Origin of the sequence: Paraliobacillus sp. X-1268 (assembly GCF_003426095.1) — a bacterium.
In the GTDB taxonomy this organism is placed as follows: Bacteria; Bacillota; Bacilli; order Bacillales; family Amphibacillaceae; genus Paraliobacillus_A; species Paraliobacillus_A zengyii.
The window spans coordinates 221,441-242,618 of sequence record NZ_QJSK01000003.1; the positions used below are offsets into that span (position 1 = coordinate 221,441).

The following is a 21,178-nucleotide window of genomic DNA, read 5'->3' on the forward strand; positions in this document are numbered from 1 at the left end:
ATTAACCTCTCCTTCCTAACCAAATCCAGGATTTTATCAGCCTGCTTGTTCCTTTGAAAAAATGGCCATTTACAATAGTTACAATATTTCCGACCATTTCCATAGAAACAGTACCTCCACTCATTTTAGCAATTGCCCTGAATGGCATATTTGTTAAGAAAAGGATATTTAAATTAGGTTTACCTTTCTTAAAAGAGCGCTTTCTTAGTGTAAGAAGAATTTTGATTGCCAGTCTTGCTAACCTGCTTTTAGCGTATGTCATCTGAGTAAGAGAGTCATTTAATCCTAGCGGTTTTGTTCGATCCCAATCGGCATCGGGAAGTTTATGTCCTAATAGGCCTTCAAACTCTTCGTTAGTAATCTGCTGAACATCACCACTGAAATATCTTTTAGATATATTTGTGTCTCTAATAACCTCCACACCTTTTACATATAATGTTCCCGATAACCTTATATCTCGTGAAGATGCTCCAATCATAATTTCATAATCTCCATCTTCTACTTGGAATTTCATTGTATTAATATCAAAGTACCTAAACGATTTGTCATCAAATTCAATAACTACTTCTTTAGATTCACCAGGTTCTAAATAAACTTTTTTAAAACCTTTTAATTCCTTAAGTGGGCGATAGATTGCTTTTGACTTCTTTCCTACATATAACTGTGAAATCTCACTGCCTTGCATATCACCTGTGTTCAAAATAGTAAATCTAACACTATTAGAATCAATCTTTATATCTGAATATTCGAATGAAGTATAGCTAAGTCCATAACCAAATGGATAGCGTACATCAACAGCATTTGTATCAAAATATCTGTATCCTACATATAGCCCTTCTCTATATTCACTTGTTTTTTCTAGACCTGGATAATAGTTGTAATTACTCAAATCCTTATATTCATATGGGTAAGATTCACTTAATTTACCACTTGGGTTAACTTTACCTACCATGACATTAAGTATTGCTTTTGCACCTGCCTGGCCGGGTAAATACCCATGAACAATAGCATCACAACGATCATTCCATAGCATATCTATTGGTGCGCCACAGCTAAGTACAATTACAATTGGTTGCGGCAACTTAGCTAACGCTTCAATTAGTTGAACTTGATTTTCAGGAATTTTCATATGCTCCCTGTCATAACCTTCTACTTCATTAACATCATCTAAACCGATATAAAGTAAAATCACATCAGATTTTTCAGCCAAATTTACTGCATCATTAATTTTATTAGAATCTGCTCTACCAATACGATCATAACCTTGGACATAACCAATATAGTCTAATTCATAATCAGAGATTACTTCGATAGTGCTTTCTAATTTATATGAATTCACTAAACTAGAACCAGCTCCTTGATATCGAGGAGTTTCTGCAAAATCTCCAATAACTGAAATTTTTGTATGCGGTTTCAAAGGAAGCGTGTCATTATTTTTTAGTAGAACAATAGATTCCTCTGCAGCTTTCCTTGCAAGTTCGTGATGTTCTTCATAATTCACTTGATGTTCCCCTTGAATTTGAACACTGAATAATACATCAAGATACTCTTCAACACGTTTATCTACAAGTGATTCAGTAATTACACCTTTTTTTATAGCTTCAAGTAACTGATAATCACTGTCACCTCCGGTTGTTGGCATTTCTAAGTGATTTCCATTTTTAACTCCTTCAACATGATCATTGCTTCCACCCCAATCAGAGACTACTATTCCATTAAATCCCCAATCATCAATTAGAGTGTCTCTAAGGAGTTTTTCACTTTCATTAGCATATTCACCATTAACTTTGTTATAGGATGACATAATTGTCTTAGGGTTACTTTCTTTTACTGCAATTTCAAATCCAGTCATGTAAATTTCTCTTAAAGTCCTTTCATCTACTACTGAATCATTGGTCATACGTAAATACTCTTGATTATTAGCCGCAAAGTGCTTTGGACACGCTGAAACACCTTTACTTTGAATTCCTCTAACATATGCTGCAGCTAATTTACCAGATAGATAAGGGTCCTCACTAAAGTATTCAAAATTTCTTCCACATAAAGGATTCCTTTTAATATTCATACCTGGGCCAAGTAAAACATTGACATTGCTAGCTACGGCCTCTTGACCTAGACCTTGACCAATTCTTTCACAGATCTCAACATTCCAACTATTAGCCATTGTTGCTGACGTTGGGAAACACGTTGCTTTCACACCTTCTACTAAACCTAAATGATCGCCATTTTCAGCTTGTTTTCTCACACCATGAGGGCCATCAGCCATTGCCATTGAAGGTATATTTAACCTTTCAATAGAATGAGTCGTCCAAAAGTCTTTTCCTGCCAGCAAAGAAACTTTTTCTTCTATTGTCATTTTCGTAATCAAATCTCTATATTTCATATCATTCAAATGATTATATTGATCAAATATACTTACATTAGATTATAATCATTTTCCCTCCTCACATTACTTATTGTTACTACTTTCTTCTATTGGGATTAATATACATAACCTAAACCAATTGTCTTCTGTATGAATTGTCATTGAACCATCATAGCTTTTAGCAGTGTACTTTAAACTCTTAATTCCATAACCATGGTAGTCTTTATTTTTCTTTGTAGTAGTTAACGTACCTTTTTCAAAATTAAGTTTACTTTCATAGTAATTTTCAAAACGAATTATAAGGAAATTATTCTGGTTAAATACGGCTACTTTAATCAAACGTTTATCTACTTCTTCTATTTGCTTAACACTCTCGATTGCATTATCTAATGCGTTTCCAAAAATAGTACATATGTCCATAATATCTATAAAGTCAATTAAATGTCCGTCAGCAATACACGTCATATTAATTTCATATTCCTTACATAATAATGATTTACTATTTAAAATTGTATCTAATACATGATTGCCTGTTTTATTATAAGTTTCATAGAACATAATCCCTTTTTCTAACTCATCTAGATACTCTGATTTTTTACTTATATCTGTTTCAGCTCTAATTACGGCTATTTGATGCTTTAAATCATGGTACTTTCTATTTACTATCTCAATACTTCCCTTTGACATTTTATACTGCTCATACTGCCTATTTAATATATCTTGGATGGATTTTAACTCATACTTTATCTGTGATTGAAAATGCTGTTCTTTAAGAACAAACAAACCGACTAAAGCAGAAAAATCAACCAAGGTTCTAATATAAAATATTTCCTGAGGTAATCGCCCACTAAAAGGCGTGTTTGTATAAACAAAACTAATGTTACTAACAAGAAATGCACCAGTTGCAATGATAATGGTAGCCCACATTAGTTTACTACTAACATAGAAATGAATATTAGGATGCAAGCTCCTGGATATATAGTGCCAAATTATTATCAATACACCAGCGTATATAGACATTGCAAATAGAATACTTAATAAAAATTCACCACTTTGATTTTCAGCAAATATAAATGTATGAATCTGCCACTCCAAAGACTGAATAAACTCTGCAGTAATAAATGCAAACGCAGCATAATAGGCTGCTGACCTACGATCCCTATTTAATGTAAGGTTGATAAATATATACATGATGAAAGCTGCTCCGAACATACCCACTAACCAAAATTGAACAGGCAAATGATCTGCTATCAAATGGTAAACAATCAAAGTTAATAGTGACAACAACAATATCATTATCCAATACCAGTTCCTTGATGCTTTCCTATTCGGTATAATAAAAACCAGACAAGCACCCCACTCTACTATTGCAGTAAAGATTCTAGGAATATCAGAGATAGTCATTTCGATAATCCCCCTACATAATCTGTAAGTGAGTTAAGGAAATCTTTTTTTCTAGCACGACTAATAGGGATATAGTCATCACCTACAATTGCTTCATTATCTTTTACACCAGTCACATGAAATAAATTAACTAAATAGCCATTATTGCATCTAAAAAATTTGTACATTTTCATTCTGTTCTCCATCTCTTTCATAGTACCAACAAATGAATATTTTTCATTCATCGTGTTAACTATGATACGATGCTTGTAACTTTCTATAAAAAGAATACTTTTCACATCAACCTTAACCATTCCATTGCTGTTAGGAAGCAGAATACTATTATTATTCTTATTCTGCTTTAACCTCTCGATCGAACGATTCATTTCTTGTGAAAATGCAAAATAAGGCACTGGCTTTAAAAGGTAACTCATCGCATCCACCTGATAGCCCTTAATTGCATATTGGGCCATATTAGTTATGAAGATCAATATGACCTCTTGATCCGAATTCCTTATATGTCTAGCTGTTGTCATACCATCCATGAACTTCATCTCTATGTCCAGAAAAATAATTCCATACTTAGGTGTGTAGTCCTTAGTAATTCCATCACCATCCGAAAATATATCAACCTTAAATTCCTCTCCACTTTCAACTGAATACCGCATAATATATCCTTCTAATGTATCCGCATACATCTTTTCATCTTCTACAATAGCAACATGAATCATAAAATCACCTCTAATAGTGAATGTTATGTTATGTTATGCAATGGACAACATATTGTCATGAAACAGCTTCAAGATGAGTTAGTATCTATACTATATAACATCGAAAAGCATCATATATACAAATTACACAACCTGTTGTTTTCATGCATAAACTGTAAAATTATATCTTCTGAAGAAGCTAAGAAATAACTAATTATTATATTTCAAGAAATAAAACCACTCTAATATCGGATATATGCTTACCGTATGCTTTGAATGCCTGGTAGGGGATAAATTTAATTTGTGATTATTATGATTTGTCTTTGGAACTCAAATTAAATTCTATGGGGGGCTCTTGTTTTCTAGTATGTGAATCAATTGTTAACCATCACAAGAAACTTCCATTAAATTAACTACCTACATCTTATATTCTCATTCTAAGAAAGAATCCCAAGAGATTTCTCCCTTGGGATTCTATTTACTTTTTTAAAAACTTTCTTCAACTTACGTTCAACTATTTATAACGAGCATTGATATTAATTTCCTGTATTATCAGGGGTAACTAAAGCTGGGATACCATACTGTTCTGTACGCTCATCTTGAATTACACCAGAATAATTTAGTCCGAATGCAAAGTCATAGTTGTTTCCTTCACTATCAACATAAGTTTCCATATCACGTGGTACATCCTCAAATTGTGCTTCTATCGTTTCCATGCTTTCAGGCATTTGTATAGGCAATAAACCAGATGGCTCATAGTTTCCTGAAGCTACTTCCATTAATGCACTATCACTGATACCAAAGCCCATGATTATTGCATCCACTTCATTTTCAAACTCTGAGAGTACCATCGGATTTTCTGCTCTAATAGCTGCAATAACAGGTACATCTTCTGCAACATTAGTTCCTGCAGCTAATATAGAATCTAGATCTGTTGAATTAATAATCATAGCTTCTTTTCCAAAGTATGAGCGATTCTCTTTTTCTTCTACGGTTTGTGCACCATAGGTATCTTCTACTACTTCTTCAACCATATCACCAGATATAGATTCTTTTCGTACAGATTCAGAGTCTGCTGTATATGTTCCATATTGTACTGATAGTGGAATAAATTCACCAGTCTCTTCATTAGTTCCACCTCTAGCATTTACGTTAGATGGACTATCGACAATAGCAAGAGCATAATCAACATCTGCTATCTCTGTGGAGCTTGCTCTAATAATATCGTCAACCGTTACAGTAGGATTTCCTTCTTCATCTTCAGGTCCCGTAAGTTCCTCGCTAACCGTGTCAGTTACTACATTATAGAATTGTTCTGCTTCCTTAATTTCTACTGGTAGTGTCCATGAAGCAGGCGTAACACCACTACGAGATTCAGATGCGGGCCTAAATATCATCGGAATATAGACAGTTGGTTTTTCTGAACCTTCTGCTGCTTGGATAGTATTATTACTGTTTTTTAGCATAACAACAGATTTCAGTTGTGCTTCATATCCCGCTTGAACATATTCGTCATTCGCCACCACTTCTGAAGCTTGCGCAACATCTACATAAGGATTCTCAAATAATCCTGTTCTAAAATAACCTTTTAATAATCTAACTGCAGATTCTTCAAATTGCGCACGCATAACCTCTTCCCCGTGCTCTTCAACACCCATTTGATATGCTTCTAATAAAGGCACTGGATCATTTACTCCACCAAACTGATCCACTCCTAGCATAAGAGCGACATAATGTCTTTCTGCTATAGTTAAATCTTCAACACCGTGTGGTTGACCTTCACCTTCAGGCGGCGGATCTAATACTACACGCCAGTCAGTAGTGATTACACCATCAAAACCATATTTTTCTCTAAGCAGATCCATCTTATAGTCACTAAAAGAAGTACCTTGGAACTCTCCAAGTGAGCCATCCTCACTCCACGCAATTGAATACGATGTCATAATACTACTTGCTGAGCCAGTTTCACCTTCTAAATCAAAACCGCCATCAACGAACGGAATTAAGTGTGTCTCGAATTGTCCACCAGGATAAACTGTATATTCACCAGTTTCTGAATGTGATTCACGTCCACTGTCACCCGCGCCGTCACCAGGCCAGTGTTTTATCATTGCATTTAAACTATTTTCTCCCCATCCTAAATCAGAATCACTTTCATCATAGGTCGATTGGACAGCGTTTACATAAGCTTGAGTTAAATCTCTAGACAATGCAGGATCTTCGCCAAACGTTCCTACAATACGCGACCATCTTGGTTCAGATGATAAATCGATTTGAGGTCCAAGCAGCGTAGTTATACCTAAATGTCGGTATTCTTCTGATACAGTAGCTGCAGACTCGCTAGCAATCGCAGTATCAAAAGTTGCTGCTAAACCAAGGTTAGAGGGCCATACAGATATACCTTCATCTCTTGGATCTGTACTCGTATTAACTGGAACACCAAGACCAATTCCTTCAACATAAGCTTGCATAGCATTATTCCACTTAGCAGTGTCTTCTGCCGATACTGATGGCGCTGCATTTAGAACTGCTCGAAGACCACCATCTAAAAATGTAATTTGTTCTTCTGTTAAGTTCTCACTAAGATCACGTTGGTGTCCACTGTAAAGCATCATCCCTGCTATATCCTCTTCAGGCAACAATGTTGCTAAGTTTTGTGCTCTTACATCTGTTTCTAATCTCCAATCTTCATATGCATCCAACAAGTTGTTTTTGTTCAAATCTTTGAAAGCAAACCCATCAACTTGGATTAGCTCAACACTAGACTCATTAGAACTACCTAGTGTTTCTCCATCTTCATTGGTAACTAATGAATACCCATAAGCTGTTTCTATTTCCTCCCATTTAACATCTCCAGATCCTAATTCTTCAGGTTCTATAGGCTCTATAGGTCCATCAGAATCAGTTTCACCGCCAGTCTCTTCTTGTTCAGATTCAACTTCTTCATTTTCATTGGTAGCGCTATCATTAGTGCATGCAATAAGAACAGTTAATAAAGTAAACATTACTAATAAATAAATTAATCTTTTCATCTTATCTTTCATCTAATAATCTCCCCTTTCCATTTGACTAAATTTAGTATAGCACTGAAGGTAAACACAAAAATTCAAATTACATAAACTGTTGTATAAGTTACATAATTTGAAAGCGCTTTATTTTTAGCTATAGTTTTCTTATAGAAGTCTAAGCTATTTGTTTAGTTGCACTTTAACATTTATCTGTGAAAGGTAATATATATCATTTTATGTTTCTTCTATTCTCTTTATCACATTAAAAGATGAGCGTTACTATTTTTTTATGAAGCTGGTTTATTTCTAAACATGATTTTCAATATCGTTTATAAAACATAAGGATTAATTGAAATTATTTAAAAACATTATAAGACCCCTTTAGAAAAGTTTATATAACTTAGACTTTTCTAAAGAGGTCTTGTGCTAGCATACCCTATTTTTTATAACACTTACGTACTTAATGCTACTACTTCTTTCTAATTTAATGAGAATGTTCAAGCATTTCTTCCTCCATATTCTCTTGATCTGTACTTCCTTCCTTCGATATTTCATGAACCCCTAATGCGCCAATCACACTTACTGTTAATACTAGTAATACATAAAACTCTATTCTTTTAGTAAAAAGCACTACTTTTTGACCCGACTTTTTATTTAATAACGCAATCATGATACCAACACTAACGATGAAAAACAGGATCGATGCTACTAACATAAGGACAACTTCCGTAGTAGATGTAAGCATGACTCCTAACATAGCTCCCATCATTGCTCCCATAAAACTGGCTGCTTGTGCTTCCATAATTCCGTTGATACCAAATCTTTTTACAAATAAAAAGGAGACAAGTGATGAAACAGTAATAGCAGCAATTGTCGCAATAGCAAGGAAATCAGGTATCCAAACTCCTATAATTAAACCGATGGTAACACTACTCGTCATTCCTAAAACCATCGGAACACATTTTCCTAATGATTTGATCGATTCACTACTTGCTGATTTGATTGATAAATAAAAGAAAAAACTAAACAAGATAACCGTAATAAGACTAGTAATCAGCATGTCAAGACCTCCTCCAATTGTGAAGAAGAAGTAAGAAGTGTTTACTTCTTACTTCTTCTCTCTTTTTTAATGACAACTACCACTATCTTTAGTCTTACAATGTCCTGATTTTGATACTGGTCTTGGTAAATCTAGTGCAGGATTTCGATCAAAGAATCCGACAGGCTTTAACTGAAAACTAATATAAGCAGTTGGCATTACTGGCCAATCCTCTGGTCTTGTAATATGATGATGGCCCATTGTGTACCACATGACTACATCTTCATTCTCAATATTACGGTTTGCTTCTGCATATTTGGTTATACCTTCTCCACCAGGATGTTGGTTCGGATAATCTCCTGAAGCATACTTTTCTTTCGGATCATATTTTGTAACGAATAAATGCTTATTAAGGAAACCTGCACGTTTTAAAACACTAGATTTTTGACCAGCAAATGGTAAGCAGTTTTCCCCTGGAACAATTTTATAACCAACTGGAGTACCTACTGCATTTAAGGAGTTAGCATTAATGACCTTCCAAGTACGTTGAGACGGAATGTCTATCACACGCTGTGCTTCTTGCTCATTCTTAAATGTTTTTGATACCGTGTAAAAGCCATTATCATAAGGATTGTGTTTCCCTTCGGCTTCAGCTTCCGTATGGTATTCCACGACAGAGTTTTGCATACCATCTACCATCGTATCCAAACGGAAGTTGAAAAAGTGTTGATGATGAGATGCATTCAATTGTGGCGCAACCTCTGTACCATATTTAGATTTACCTGTTTCATCGTAAGTACCGGTGTTCAACATACCAGTTAGTTTGACTTCCATTTCAATCGTACCATCTTGATAAAAACACCAATAAAAACCATAATCATAGTTTCCAACCGTACAGAAGAACGATAATACAAGTCTACGAGAGCGACGCACCTCCACTTGATTTGTTCTCCAATCCGTGTGTTTCCACGCTACGCCATAATCTTCTTCATGCAAACAGACTGCATTCGGTAATGTTCTTGCATTTCCTTTACTGTCGGACATAACTGCATCAAAGTAACGAATTTCACCTAAACAATCACATCCTAATTCTAATGAATTTGCCAACTGACCCATTCCGTATTCTCCTGCATCAAAGGCATTTTGGGTGTTGTGTGCAAAGCTACTATCCGCATAAGGCACCACCATCTCTGACAAGGAAGCGCGATATAATATTGGACGAATTTTTTCTTTATCTTCATATCCAACATTATAAAGCACTAGTCCCTCTCGTGGTGTGAAACCAAAACGAATGTCCCATTTTTGCCATTTAATGTTATGACCATCAATTTCAAAGCTTGGCCCTTCAGGTTGAATGATATCCAGTGGTTTTAAATCCGTCCTAGTAAAGATGCTATCGGATGTTTCTGGTGAGTAGTTTGCATCTGTTGGTGGAATAGAACGAACACCATGATCTTCAAATCGATGAACCTTCCGCTTATTCAAATCAACATAGACAACAATACCAGTTAATGGATAGGCGTATCCGTTATCGAGCGGAAACTTTTTCATCCAACAAATTGCACGTGCTAATCTTATACCCTCATCTTCTTTGATACCGAAATTACCTGCTGACCATGGATCAACCATTACTAATTCCGAGTCAGTAATGCCCCTTTTTAGTAAAGCCTCTTGAAATTTCGGATAATTTTTAACTATGTTTTCTACTTCTTCAAATTCATCTAACATAATCCCGGCTTGTACTCCCGGAATATAATCCCAAGATTTAACTTCCTCATTCGTAATAGATACAACTGCTTCATATGTTTTTTCTTCTTTATTATCCAATGCTACAATGAAAGCCTCACGATCAATATTTTGATCAAGTTTGAAATTAAGTACAAACTTCTTTTCTGGCTCATGTAATACTACTGTTGCAAAACGAACAGAATCATTTAATTGTTTTTCCTTCTTTAAAATACTGACTGCTTGTTCTATTTCTTCTGCTCTTAAAGGTTCTAATGGATGATTTACAGATACTAATTTTTGAATACTCATTATTACCCCTCCTTTTTCTAAACTAAATATACTAAAAATTCTGTTATTAATCATTGTAAAAAACGGAACAGATTAAGTTTCTACTTCCCTGCTATTATATTCATTCTTAAGTGACTCGATAAAATCTAATGGATACCCCGTTTGGACTAGGGCTAGGATCATCTGATATAGGCGTTTTTTCATCCAACATTGGTGTTATTTCACTTATGAAAAGCGATTTACAGAGCCACATATACTTTTCATTAGAAACCTCAAAATGTGGAGACGCTCTGGCGTAACCTAGTTCTGGGTTTATGACCCCCTTATTTACCACAAAGATTAGTGCCCCGTCGTCCGTTTTTAACGTGTACTTTGCTTCGGCTTGAATTATCCCATCTTGTCTAATAAGTTGCCAATCAGCTCCTCCTGGAATCACTTCACCGTTTAAATCGTTTCCTTTAAAATTACCGCCTATAATAGGTACGATGTTACGGAAACCATTTGCAGTTAAACCGACGTCAATCCCTTTTTCTAACTTAATATATGCCTGAAAAATGTATTCCAAACCGATCTCCATCTTGCTCCCATCTCCTTTAATTTAGTACAAGTTACTTCATAACCTCTTCATCATTTTCATATATTTTCTTTCCACCAAAAACAGTAACAAGTACCTCTGTATGATGAATCTCAGAAGCAACAATTTCAAAAATATTCTGATTCAATATGATCATATCTGCGGATTTCCCTACTTCTATAGAGCCTGTAAGATCTTCTAAGTACATTGATTTTGCTCCGTTAATCGTGAAGATTTCAACCGCATCAAACACCGTAATTGCCTCCCGTTTATTTAACGCCCCTGGAAATTCACGAGAAGGATCCTCTCGTGTAATCATAGCTTCCATTGAGTACCAAGGATTTGGATCTGGTATAATAGGATAATCTGAACCATAAACAGAAGTTGTACCCTCTTTTATGATTGATTTGATTGGATATGCTTGATCGGCACGCTTTTCTCCTAGCACAGCTTTATTTCCCTCATGAGTAATTGTTGGTGCCCAGAGTGGAGGGGAGAACTCTGCAACGGCGTTCACTTGCTTAAACCGCTTGTAATCTTTTGGACTCACAAAGTTCGTATGGGCAATTTGATGTCTTAAAGTAGATCCATTTTTTGCACTTGATGCTTCGATCGCATCTAAAACTACACTAATTGCTGCATCACCTGTCGCATGAATTTTTATCGATATACCTTGTTTGTCTAGATAAATGAAATCTTTTTTTAATGTATCTGGATCTATTAACAATTGGTCTACATAATTGTTTTCTTCCCCAACATAATTGTCAAAGAATGCAGCAGTTTTCGCAACTGGTACACCATCAATAAACATCTTAACAAAATTCGTTTGAACTAAGTCTGATTGATACTGTTTTCGATTTTCAATCAATGATAATTGTTCTGCCTCTGTAGCCTCAGCGCCTAAAACACTTGTTTTCCACGGTAAATATGCCGCTATCCTCATATTCAAGTTATCCTCTTTATCCAGTATCTGATATGTATCCAAAACAGTTTTATCTGCTAGTGCATCTTTAATACTAGTAATGCCATATTGATTTAGTGATTTCATAATAAACTTAGCTGATTCTTTATGGTTATACTTTTCATGGAACTTGATATGCTTTGCAACTAGTTGTGTTGCACTTTCTAGTAATATACCAGTCGGCTCACCATTTTCATCTCTTAAAATCATACCACCAGAAGGATTTGGTGTATTTGCATCAATCGCTGCAATTTCTAGCGCTTTACTGTTTACCCAGGCATTATGATGGGAAAAGTCATATAACAATATAGGACGATTAGGTTCAATGGCATCTAAATGCTTTCTGTGAAGCTGATCCTGTACAAATGCCTGCCATGCACCACCAGTAATCCATTCTGCTTGTGGATTTGTCTTCAAGTATTGTTCAATCATTTCGAGTAGATCTTTTAGAGTACTAGTAGCTGCAGTTGGTAGGTTACAGGTATTAAATAATTCGTATGAGCCAATTAAGGCATGTGTATGCATATCATGAAGTCCTGGAATTACTGTTTTCCCCAATAAATCTATCACTTCTGTCTCAGGAGTTATATAAGAATCTATCTCGTCGTTGCTTCCAACAGCAATGAATTTCTTATTTTTAATAGCAACGGCCTGTGCCCAAGTTCCTTTTGGTTCTACACAATAAATATTCCCATTTTTATATACTGAATCTGTCATACGAAAAATCACTCCTTAAATTTAGTTGATAGAAATATAATGATTTTTTTTTCAATTCTGTCTTACCTTCTTTAAACTTACTTTATAATTTGAAAGTCAACAATTACCCAAACGGGTGAATTTACTTATTACCCGTTTAAAAAGGTTGAAAGGATGCAAGTGCTTCCTGTTTATAATAGAGAAACCTTGTAGACGATTACATTGAGGTGAAATGCGCAGAAAAAAGATACTTCTCCAAACTTTAGAGAGAAGTATCTTTTTTATTTCCTAATTAGTGTTAATATTAGGTTTTTCATCTAGTATAGGCTCTTCATTTGGGTTGCCAGTTGATGATTCTTGATTGCTTAGATTAGTAGTTTGAAATAACTTCATTTTCATTTTTATCTTGATCCACAGCAACGAGAAAATTACAACGAAAGCTAAAAACACAAATGCAAACTGATAAATTTGAGTTTTCATCATTGGATCTGGATGAATATTTATTACCATAAATACCATTCCAATAATCCCTATTATCTGAAATGTAACACCCAACGGTGATTTAAAAGATCTTTTCATGTTAGGATATTTGAATCGTAGGACAATGACATTTATGTGTGCGATGATATAAGTTATACACCAACAAAGCGCTCCAGCTAAAATGAAGGTTGTAATGGAACTTGTTGCAGTAACGTTTGCAACAACAAGCATTAACATTAATGCACCCATAAATATAATGGAAATCCATGGTGTTCCCCACTTATTTAACTTCGCAAAAACCTTAGGTAACTGCCCTAATTCTGCCATTGATTGCAACATTTTTGGGATTGCGTATAATAATGTATTGAGTGTACTAGAAGTAGCTAAGATTGTTACTATTCCCATCCAAATTTGTCCTGTCCTTCCTAGAATCGCAGTTGAAGTATCCATATGAGGCGAGTCAGAATTAGCTAATACATCTAAAGGTACATATTTTATCGCTGCATTTCCAAATATTAAATCTGCAACTAAAATAATTAGTAATCCTAATACCATAGACAAGGGAATATATACTTTAGGATTTTTTAATTCCTCAGCCATCGGAGTCACAAACTCTATACCTACAAAGAGCCAGAAAGCTAAAGCAACTAAACTAAAAATCCCTACTCCTAGTGGATTGAATTCAATACTAGTCTCCAAGGGTTCACCACTTCCAGTTCCTGTTAATCCTATTAGCCCTATAATTACAATTGATAATATCATTAAACTTGTTAAAGCAACCTGTACCTTACCGAACAACTTAACACCGCGAATATTTACCAGTACCAAGGCTGCTACAAAAATAACAGAAACAATAGTTGGAGATATGGATAGATCAAATACATCATTAACGATAACTCCTGCAACATACATTTCTGCACCACCAGCAAACATACTGACAAGAACATAACCACTTAGTACCGAAACCATTCCCACAAAGGGACCTAACGCAGGCAATGTATAGTTAACCATTCCACCTGCTTTTGGCATCATTCCTGATAACTCAGCAAAGGTAAATGCGACTAAAACATTTAATAAAAGGGCCACGACCATTGCAATGATGAATCCAGGCCCGCCAAGCCCGTATCCTTGTCCTAATGATACCATCACTGACGACGCTACTACTATTCCCACTGCAGTAGCTGTTGCTGTCCATAAACCTACCTTATTATTCATATTATTAGTCATCCATATTACCTCCAATTTTTTAAATATTCAGATATATTTATTTAGAATAAAACATGTATTTAGCATTCTAATGGCCGATTTACCAAAAGTAAGTTTTGAAAACACATAATGCCCCTCCTTTTATAAACTTAATATACAAAAAATTCTGTAAACTTTCATTGTAAAAATAGGAACTAAAACAAAATAATTAACAAGTAGCGTTAGATAATCTCACATTGTAATTGAAATATTCAGAAAACAATCTATAATTTTTACTATAGCTATAACAAGTAGGAGGAGTTAATTTAACATGATAAATAGTTTGAGCTACAATCCTACACAACCTGAAATAAAAAGATATAGTGAGCAATATATAGAATATAAACCAAATCAAAAGCAAAGTAGTGGTGTATCCTTATTTTATCAATTTAAAGTTGGAGCAGACCAACATGGTATATTACCTATAATTCCTGATGGTTGTATCGACTTGCTCTTCAACTTACATTCAACTAATCCTTCTGCGATGGTAGCTGTTAGTCCTGAACAACGCAGGCAAGATGAATTTATAGCACATACCTCTTATTTTGGAATACGTCTATATCCGGATCAAGGCAGATTATTTTTAAATTGTTCATTAGAGGAGTTACTTCATCATAAACGTCTTCCCTTAACAGATGTTTTAAATTTTAATAACTCATTCCTTGAACAAATAGTCCAACAAAACGAATTCAAAAAACGCATTTCATTGTTTACCTCTTTTTTAACTCCTGCCAATGAGACTGGATATAACTATGATAGAAATCTAATCAATTGTTGTCTCGATATTATATACCTATCCAAGGGATTAAAAACTGTAAAAGAGCTCTCAACAGAAACAGGCTATTCAGATAGATATTTACGGAAAAAATTCGCAGAATACATTGGTTTCTCGCCTAAGGAATTTAGCCAAATAGTCAGATTGCAATATTCTGTTAACACTCTTATTAGAAAGCCTTATCTACTATCAGATATTGTTGATAAGTATGGTTATTATGATAAAGCCCATTTTTATAAAGATTTTAAAAAATACATGTTTATCACACCGAAAGAGTATCTTGAAATAATCAATTCATAAATTCATTCTCTTGGTCTAGTACATAAATAAGGCAGATTAGAAACTTTTGTTCTCTAATCTGCCTTATCTTTATAGTGAATCTAATTAATCTTCTCTAGCTTTCATTAAGCAATCGATTTATTTGTAATTGCAATTAAAAAGCTTACCAGTTTACAATATCGACTATCTTATTTTCTAAATCTCATTATTCATCAGTTTAGCAAATGATCCAACTGGAAAGTTTGATATTTTTCCCGCAGTATAATCTTCATAACCGTAAATTTTACCATATGATCTTAGAACATTGAGGTCTTCAAGAACAATTCCCATAGTAGGAATTACTTTCTCCAACCATATAAATAAGTAGAAATCTTCATCAAGCTTATAGTAGAAACATTTATCCGTGTCACTTAGACCTTTTTCATTGCCTGAGATACAATGCCACGTACACATATTTTCATTAAGATAAATATGTTCATAAATGTCCTTAGAACTATATTGAAATTGAACCCGCTTTCCAATTAAATCTTTCGTTTCTTGATGTTGAAAAGTACTTTCTGTAAATGGTGAATTAACGGAAACATGTTCAATATTAGCTTTTACTGAAGTTAACGGCATTGCTTGTTCTGCTCGTTTTAACATAGGTATGGATACCTCTGCTGTTGTTGGTAGGACACCACTTATAACTGTAGCTATTTGTTTCTTGCCGTCTAATATAATAGAAATAGACTTTGTATTTCCATAAGAAGCAATAAAGTCAATAAAATATATGTTATCTCGAGGATTTATTGCAGTATAAGAAGATATATATCTTACTTCCTTATCCTCTTCCAATTCCGACCATTTTACCGTTTCTCTATCTAAAAAAGATATTTTTCCAGTCTTTCCGGTCTTATAAAAAAAGCTGAATTCTTTACCAACTAAATGTTCAGTAGGCTCTATTATATTTTCACTAAACCCTACAGAGAGTTCACCAACACTGATAAACTTTTGTGTGTTATTTCCTGTACTCATTGAAAGAAAGCCTCCCTAGTTTAAAAAGAGTGCATACGAAGTTGATTAGCTAATACTCCTCTTTTTTATTTAATATACTAAAGATAAAGTAATATTTCATTGTAAAAAAAGGAATAAAGACAGATAGTCGATATATTGCCATAAAAAAATCCTAACATGCAATTACATCAGCATGTTAGGAGATGACAAATTGTATTTGGTTTTTAATTTTCTCTGTTTTTTATTTTAAAATGGAAAAAGTGAATGTAAAAGCCGTCGTTCATTCTATTTCTTCATTTAAGTAAGATTGTACTCTGAGTCCCTTTGCTTTACTTTTCGCAAATCAAATCTAACATTTTGATTTGCACAATACCAACGAATAATTGCTGCTAATAGAAGAGCAACTGCCATCGTTAACCATCCTAAAGTATAGGAACCTGTGATATCATAAATCATTCCAACATAAACACCACCAAATGTTCCGCCGAGGCTAATAGATAGTGTAATTAAGCCCATGAAAGTACCAAAGTCTTTCTCACCAAACATATGATTTGCTAATAGAGGTGAAATAATATTAACCGATGGACTTCCAAATGCATACCCAATGATTGCAAGCACGATTAGCCATTTAGCAGTTGGCATTGCAGCAAGTCCTAAGAAACAAATTGCAAATATAATCGCACAACCAGCAGCGCCTTGTTTTAAACTTACCTTATCACAATAATACCCAGCAACGATCGAACCAATCGTTAAAAATCCTATCATCAATGAAACAATCGAGGCACTAGCATTAGTAGAAAAACCCTGTATGATAAGGTAAGGTTGCGCATGAGCAAGGATTGAGCTAGAACTAAAGACAACTAACGCCGTCGATAAAAACAATAGCCACGTTAATGGTTTTCTTCTAGCTTCTTCAAACATAAACCCTTCATTTTTCGCTTTATTCGCTTCACTTTCTTCTAGATCTCCTATTCTCGTCATTCCTTTATCACGAGGATGCTTTACAGCAAATAGTAAAACGGCCGGAATAACTATTACGATAAAATTAGCAGCTATAAGATAATAACCCACTCTCCAGCCAAACTCTTGGACAATCCAGTTCATCGTTGGAATCATAATCATACCACCCATGGTTGATCCTCCAAAGGCAATACTCAGCGCAATCCCTCTTAGTTTTGGACCAAACCAATTATTTATTAAAAGTGTAGAAGGTGTAGCTGTTAAACATCCAAAAGTAATTCCCATTGGTATTGACCAAAGATATATAGCTATGAGTGTATTCGCACTTCCAAACCCAACAAATGAAATAGCCCCTAAAACAGCGCTAATTAACATGATTAGTTTTACATTTCCTTTACCAATTACACGTCCCATAAATGACATAACGGTTAGGCATGCAATTGAAATGATCATCAAGTATATCGAAAAATTACCAACTGAAATATCCAAACCAGTCGTTACTGGTATCATAAATACACCTGTTAAGGATACAATCGGCACATATCCTAGTGTCATAACTAGGAATCCTAATAAAACAATGAACCAGCCAAAATATATTTTCCCATTTTTATCTCTTAGTACTATGTTTTTCATTTATCCGACCCCCATTGTCAAAATATAAAAAAAGTATTTGTTTTTAAAATTCCTATAACTTATGTCTTCGCTTTTCATCAGTATTTTTTCGATCTTTACAATCTAGATATTGCCGCCATTCGTCCATTCATCGATTGATATCGTTAAAATTTCGGATCGATTGGAGTCGAAATTGTTGTCTGTGCCTCAATAATTTCTGCTGCCTCTAAAATCGTGTCTTCACGGAATCGGTCACCCAAAATTTGGACACCAGTTGGTAAACCATTTTCGATTGAAATAGGAATAGACATAGCAGGAAATCCCAGCAGTGGAATAGACATCATTGGCCATTGTGAAGACAATAGACTACGATTACTCTCCAAGCTTTCAATATCCTTATCTTGTTCAACTGCTTGTTCTCCTGAAACTGGTAACAACAATAAGGAGTAATCCTGAAGAAATTGTTGTAGTTTCGCTATTAGTGTACCTCTACGTGCGTAGCCATGTTTGTATTTCTCTAGAGTTGCTTCTCCACACACTTCTTTACCAACTTGATAATTATATTTTAGGTTTAATTTTGCTCCCTCATCACCGAACTTATTAATTAAACCCTCAATATCTTTCAAATCCTCAAAAACAAGTAACATCCATAATTTATATGCTTCCTCAAACAATGGAAGCTCTACTTCTTCCACGATATAACCAGCATTTCTTAAGTAATTTGCTGCTTTATCTAAGGCATGATTAACTACTGCACTTGATTGATATACACCAATATCCCTTAACATACCTATCTTAAGCGGTCGTTGATGAATTTTTCCCTTTAATGCGACCGAGGCATGAAAAGGATCACGCGGATGATATGCGGACATCGTAGCAAGTCCTAATCGTAAATCTGCTACACTACGCGCCAACGGACCTTGAACCGCCATTATTTGTGAAGCTAGTGGTAAATCTACATTTATATCTCCGGAGCCATTTGGTATCCTTCCAACAGTTGGACGCAATCCCATAATTCCACATGCATATGCGGGATAACGAATAGAACCTGCAATATCGTTTCCTTGAGCAAGAGAGACCATTCCTGTTGCAATCGCTGAGCTTGCTCCACCACTTGACCCACCTGGAGTTCTATTTGCATCCCATGGATTTAAAGTCCTTCCATGTAAATCATTTGTCGTAAACCATCTTAGGCTAAAAGCTGGAACGTTTGATCGACCGATAAATACTGCTCCATTTTTCCTTAGATTCGCAATAGGCGCACCATCTTTTTCTGCCAAATTATTTTGAAATGCGTTAACACCATCTGTTGTGACGTGGTTAGCTTGATCGGTATTCATCTTCGTAGCGATAGGAACACCATGAAGTGGACCAAGTATTTTCCCATTTGCAATATCTGCATCAGCATTTCTTGCCGCATTTATTGCTTCCTCATGGAAAACTTCTGCTAGTGCTTTTACTTTAGGGTTTATCTGATCAATTCTAGCTAGACAACTAGAAACCACTTCATAAGAAGAAATTGCTTTAGTACGAATTCCGTTGGCTAAATCACTAGCTGTCCACCTCCAAAACTCATTCGTGTTTTTTTTACTTTGATCCTCGTAAACATTTCCTCTCATCCCTTTCACTCCTTCATTTATAAAATTATCAATTACATGAATAACTTTAAGTTAATTTTCACATCTTTCTGAATAATAAGTAAATAACCCTTTTGGGTAATATTTTCATGAAATTAGTCTAAGAGTTTATCTTTTGAAAATGGATTGGTATAGAATCTTACACGTTTGTTGAATTAGAGAAAGGATAGTGATTATACTGTTGGTTAAATAACTAATTCATTAAAAAGTACGACTACAGAGAGAGAGCAGAAATCGTCTTTCTTGAATATACATAAATCAGGAAAGTCTAATCGAATTTTATGGACCACCAACATTTTCTTTTACTAGTTTTAACCTTGTTACAAGGAGGGATGGTTTCAGTGAGTACAAATCTTATTTCTGAAAAGGAGACAACAAAAAGGTTTCAATTTATTGAGGAGATAATAAGACCAAACAAAGACTTACGGGAACAAATACTTTCTACCTTTTGTGACATATTTGGTTATCAGAAGGGGGTTTTCTGGCAATCAAATACAACCGGAAGTACGTTATCAAATCCAATCACCCTAAATATTAACCATGGTGAAATAATGGAATATTGTGAAGTTTATAAACACAATGATCCAATCCTTCACTTTTCTTCTAAATTCAGGAATACTGATGTTTTCTGTTATAGCGATTTTTTGCGATTTAAAGATTTTAAACAGACAGATTTTTTAAAATTTATGGAAAAGAACAATAATCATGATATTATATCTTTTTATATAAATGACGGGAATAAGCGAACTGGTGTGATAAGCTTTTTAAGGTCCAGACAAGAAGAAGCGTTTACGATGAATGATAAAAGTCGCTTACTGTTTCTATCAAAATACATTTCTAAACTACAATTCTATGACAACTATTTTGAAGATTATAAAGAGAAAGTTACAGCAGCTGAACAATGGGCTAACCTTCTATCGGTTGGCATAGTAGTTATAGAGGAATCGTTCGGAATTCGTTATTATAATACAAAAGCATTAGAAATTTGCAATAACTTCTCTCCAAATCAGAACCATCCTGTCCATGAAATTCTAAACAATATATTGCTTAATGACCATAAAAGCATGGAAACTAAAAAAAGTTTCACCCTCCCACAACAACCTAACATTGAGATTAGTATTAAAAAAATAAACAACGGGAAACAATGGATGGTATTGTTAAATGAAAATTCATCATCAATTGAATATAAAGCAGATGAACTTCTTTCGCTTTTGACTCCAAGAGAAAGAGAGATTGCTAAGCTCCTTGTCCGTGGGTTATCCAATGTTAAAATTGCCAATAATTTATTTATCAGTATCAATACAGTAAAACGTCACGCAAAAAATATCTATAACAAACTAGATGTTAAAAACAAAACAGAACTATGCTTTATATTTAAGCAATAAAAATAGTAAATATTACTAAAAAAAGGAAGGAATTCGTCATTTTCTCTTACAAAAGTTAAA

The 21,178-nt window shown here is 34.6% G+C and carries 14 protein-coding genes; 2 read left to right on the forward strand and 12 right to left on the reverse strand.

Going from position 1 to position 21,178, the window contains the following annotated elements:
- Position 1: 1 nt before the first annotated feature.
- The 9 genes from D2K62_RS07235 to D2K62_RS07275 all read right to left on the reverse strand — a co-directional run bounded on the left by D2K62_RS07235 (position 2) and on the right by D2K62_RS07275 (position 14,459).
- The gene (locus D2K62_RS07235) at positions 2 to 2,383 is read right to left on the reverse strand and encodes a glycoside hydrolase family 3 C-terminal domain-containing protein (protein ID WP_117161158.1); all 2,382 of its coding nucleotides are present in this window, start codon (positions 2,381 to 2,383) and stop codon (positions 2 to 4) included.
- Positions 2,384 to 2,449: 66 nt separating this feature from the next.
- Complete coding sequence (locus tag D2K62_RS07240; RefSeq protein ID WP_112179796.1) at positions 2,450 to 3,769, reverse strand: ATP-binding protein; 1,320 nt, start codon at positions 3,767 to 3,769, stop codon at positions 2,450 to 2,452.
- The gene (locus tag D2K62_RS07245) at positions 3,766 to 4,479 is read right to left on the reverse strand and encodes a LytR/AlgR family response regulator transcription factor (RefSeq protein WP_112179795.1); all 714 of its coding nucleotides are present in this window, start codon (positions 4,477 to 4,479) and stop codon (positions 3,766 to 3,768) included. Before D2K62_RS07245 ends, D2K62_RS07240 begins: the two co-directional genes overlap by 4 nt.
- A 515-nt stretch (positions 4,480 to 4,994) precedes the next feature.
- On the reverse strand, positions 4,995 to 7,502 hold the full coding sequence (locus D2K62_RS07250) for a glycoside hydrolase family 3 protein (RefSeq protein WP_112179794.1): 2,508 nt from the start codon (positions 7,500 to 7,502) through the stop codon (positions 4,995 to 4,997).
- A 448-nt stretch (positions 7,503 to 7,950) separates the two neighbouring features.
- Entirely contained in the window at positions 7,951 to 8,526 is a 576-nt protein-coding gene (locus D2K62_RS07255) for a hypothetical protein (protein WP_112179793.1), read from the reverse strand.
- 66 nt (positions 8,527 to 8,592) lie between these two features.
- The gene (locus D2K62_RS07260; RefSeq protein WP_112179792.1) at positions 8,593 to 10,542 is read right to left on the reverse strand and encodes a primary-amine oxidase; all 1,950 of its coding nucleotides are present in this window, start codon (positions 10,540 to 10,542) and stop codon (positions 8,593 to 8,595) included.
- Between the two features lie 106 nt (positions 10,543 to 10,648).
- Positions 10,649 to 11,098 (reverse strand): DUF3237 family protein, encoded by a 450-nt coding sequence (locus D2K62_RS07265; RefSeq protein ID WP_112179791.1) that lies wholly within the window; start codon positions 11,096 to 11,098, stop codon positions 10,649 to 10,651.
- Between the two features lie 31 nt (positions 11,099 to 11,129).
- A complete protein-coding gene (locus D2K62_RS07270; RefSeq protein ID WP_117149033.1) occupies positions 11,130 to 12,773 on the reverse strand; it encodes an amidohydrolase in 1,644 nt (547 codons plus the stop codon).
- Between the two features lie 267 nt (positions 12,774 to 13,040).
- Positions 13,041 to 14,459, reverse strand: a complete 1,419-nt coding sequence (locus D2K62_RS07275) for an APC family permease (RefSeq protein ID WP_112179789.1) — start codon at positions 14,457 to 14,459, stop codon at positions 13,041 to 13,043.
- A gap of 289 nt (positions 14,460 to 14,748) precedes the next feature.
- Here D2K62_RS07275 and D2K62_RS07280 point away from each other — a divergent pair, with 289 nt between their 5' ends.
- Positions 14,749 to 15,552, forward strand: coding sequence for a helix-turn-helix domain-containing protein (locus D2K62_RS07280; RefSeq protein ID WP_112179788.1), 804 nt, complete (start codon positions 14,749 to 14,751; stop codon positions 15,550 to 15,552).
- A 174-nt stretch (positions 15,553 to 15,726) separates the two neighbouring features.
- Here the strand turns inward: D2K62_RS07280 and D2K62_RS07285 are convergent, their stop codons facing one another.
- The 3 genes from D2K62_RS07285 to D2K62_RS07295 form a co-directional block, all read right to left on the reverse strand.
- Entirely contained in the window at positions 15,727 to 16,545 is an 819-nt protein-coding gene (locus D2K62_RS07285; RefSeq protein ID WP_112179787.1) for a molybdenum cofactor biosynthesis F family protein, read from the reverse strand.
- A 276-nt stretch (positions 16,546 to 16,821) separates the two neighbouring features.
- The gene (locus D2K62_RS07290) at positions 16,822 to 18,117 is read right to left on the reverse strand and encodes an MFS transporter (RefSeq protein ID WP_117149032.1); all 1,296 of its coding nucleotides are present in this window, start codon (positions 18,115 to 18,117) and stop codon (positions 16,822 to 16,824) included.
- A 143-nt stretch (positions 18,118 to 18,260) separates the two neighbouring features.
- The gene (locus D2K62_RS07295) at positions 18,261 to 19,715 is read right to left on the reverse strand and encodes an amidase (RefSeq protein ID WP_112179785.1); all 1,455 of its coding nucleotides are present in this window, start codon (positions 19,713 to 19,715) and stop codon (positions 18,261 to 18,263) included.
- 359 nt (positions 19,716 to 20,074) lie between these two features.
- Here D2K62_RS07295 and D2K62_RS19075 point away from each other — a divergent pair, with 359 nt between their 5' ends.
- Positions 20,075 to 21,118, forward strand: a complete 1,044-nt coding sequence (locus tag D2K62_RS19075) for a response regulator transcription factor (RefSeq protein ID WP_232824149.1) — start codon at positions 20,075 to 20,077, stop codon at positions 21,116 to 21,118.
- Positions 21,119 to 21,178 lie beyond the last annotated feature (60 nt).

What these genes read in the sequence shown, in the direction of transcription:
- D2K62_RS07255 (WP_112179793.1), bottom strand. Translation starts at nt 8,526, where the DNA reads ATGCTGATTACTAGTCTTATTACGGTTATCTTGTTTAGTTTTTTCTTT.
- D2K62_RS07260 (WP_112179792.1), bottom strand. Translation starts at nt 10,542, where the DNA reads ATGAGTATTCAAAAATTAGTATCTGTAAATCATCCATTAGAACCTTTA.
- D2K62_RS07245 (WP_112179795.1), bottom strand. Translation starts at nt 4,479, where the DNA reads ATGATTCATGTTGCTATTGTAGAAGATGAAAAGATGTATGCGGATACA.
- D2K62_RS07290 (WP_117149032.1), bottom strand. Translation starts at nt 18,117, where the DNA reads ATGAAAAACATAGTACTAAGAGATAAAAATGGGAAAATATATTTTGGC.
- D2K62_RS07285 (WP_112179787.1), bottom strand. Translation starts at nt 16,545, where the DNA reads ATGAGTACAGGAAATAACACACAAAAGTTTATCAGTGTTGGTGAACTC.
- D2K62_RS07265 (WP_112179791.1), bottom strand. Translation starts at nt 11,098, where the DNA reads ATGGAGATCGGTTTGGAATACATTTTTCAGGCATATATTAAGTTAGAA.
- D2K62_RS07295 (WP_112179785.1), bottom strand. Translation starts at nt 19,715, where the DNA reads ATGAGAGGAAATGTTTACGAGGATCAAAGTAAAAAAAACACGAATGAG.
- D2K62_RS07275 (WP_112179789.1), bottom strand. Translation starts at nt 14,459, where the DNA reads ATGACTAATAATATGAATAATAAGGTAGGTTTATGGACAGCAACAGCT.
- D2K62_RS07280 (WP_112179788.1), top strand. Translation starts at nt 14,749, where the DNA reads ATGATAAATAGTTTGAGCTACAATCCTACACAACCTGAAATAAAAAGA.
- D2K62_RS07250 (WP_112179794.1), bottom strand. Translation starts at nt 7,502, where the DNA reads ATGAAAGATAAGATGAAAAGATTAATTTATTTATTAGTAATGTTTACT.
- D2K62_RS07270 (WP_117149033.1), bottom strand. Translation starts at nt 12,773, where the DNA reads ATGACAGATTCAGTATATAAAAATGGGAATATTTATTGTGTAGAACCA.
- D2K62_RS07235 (WP_117161158.1), bottom strand. Translation starts at nt 2,383, where the DNA reads ATGAAATATAGAGATTTGATTACGAAAATGACAATAGAAGAAAAAGTT.
- D2K62_RS07240 (WP_112179796.1), bottom strand. Translation starts at nt 3,769, where the DNA reads ATGACTATCTCTGATATTCCTAGAATCTTTACTGCAATAGTAGAGTGG.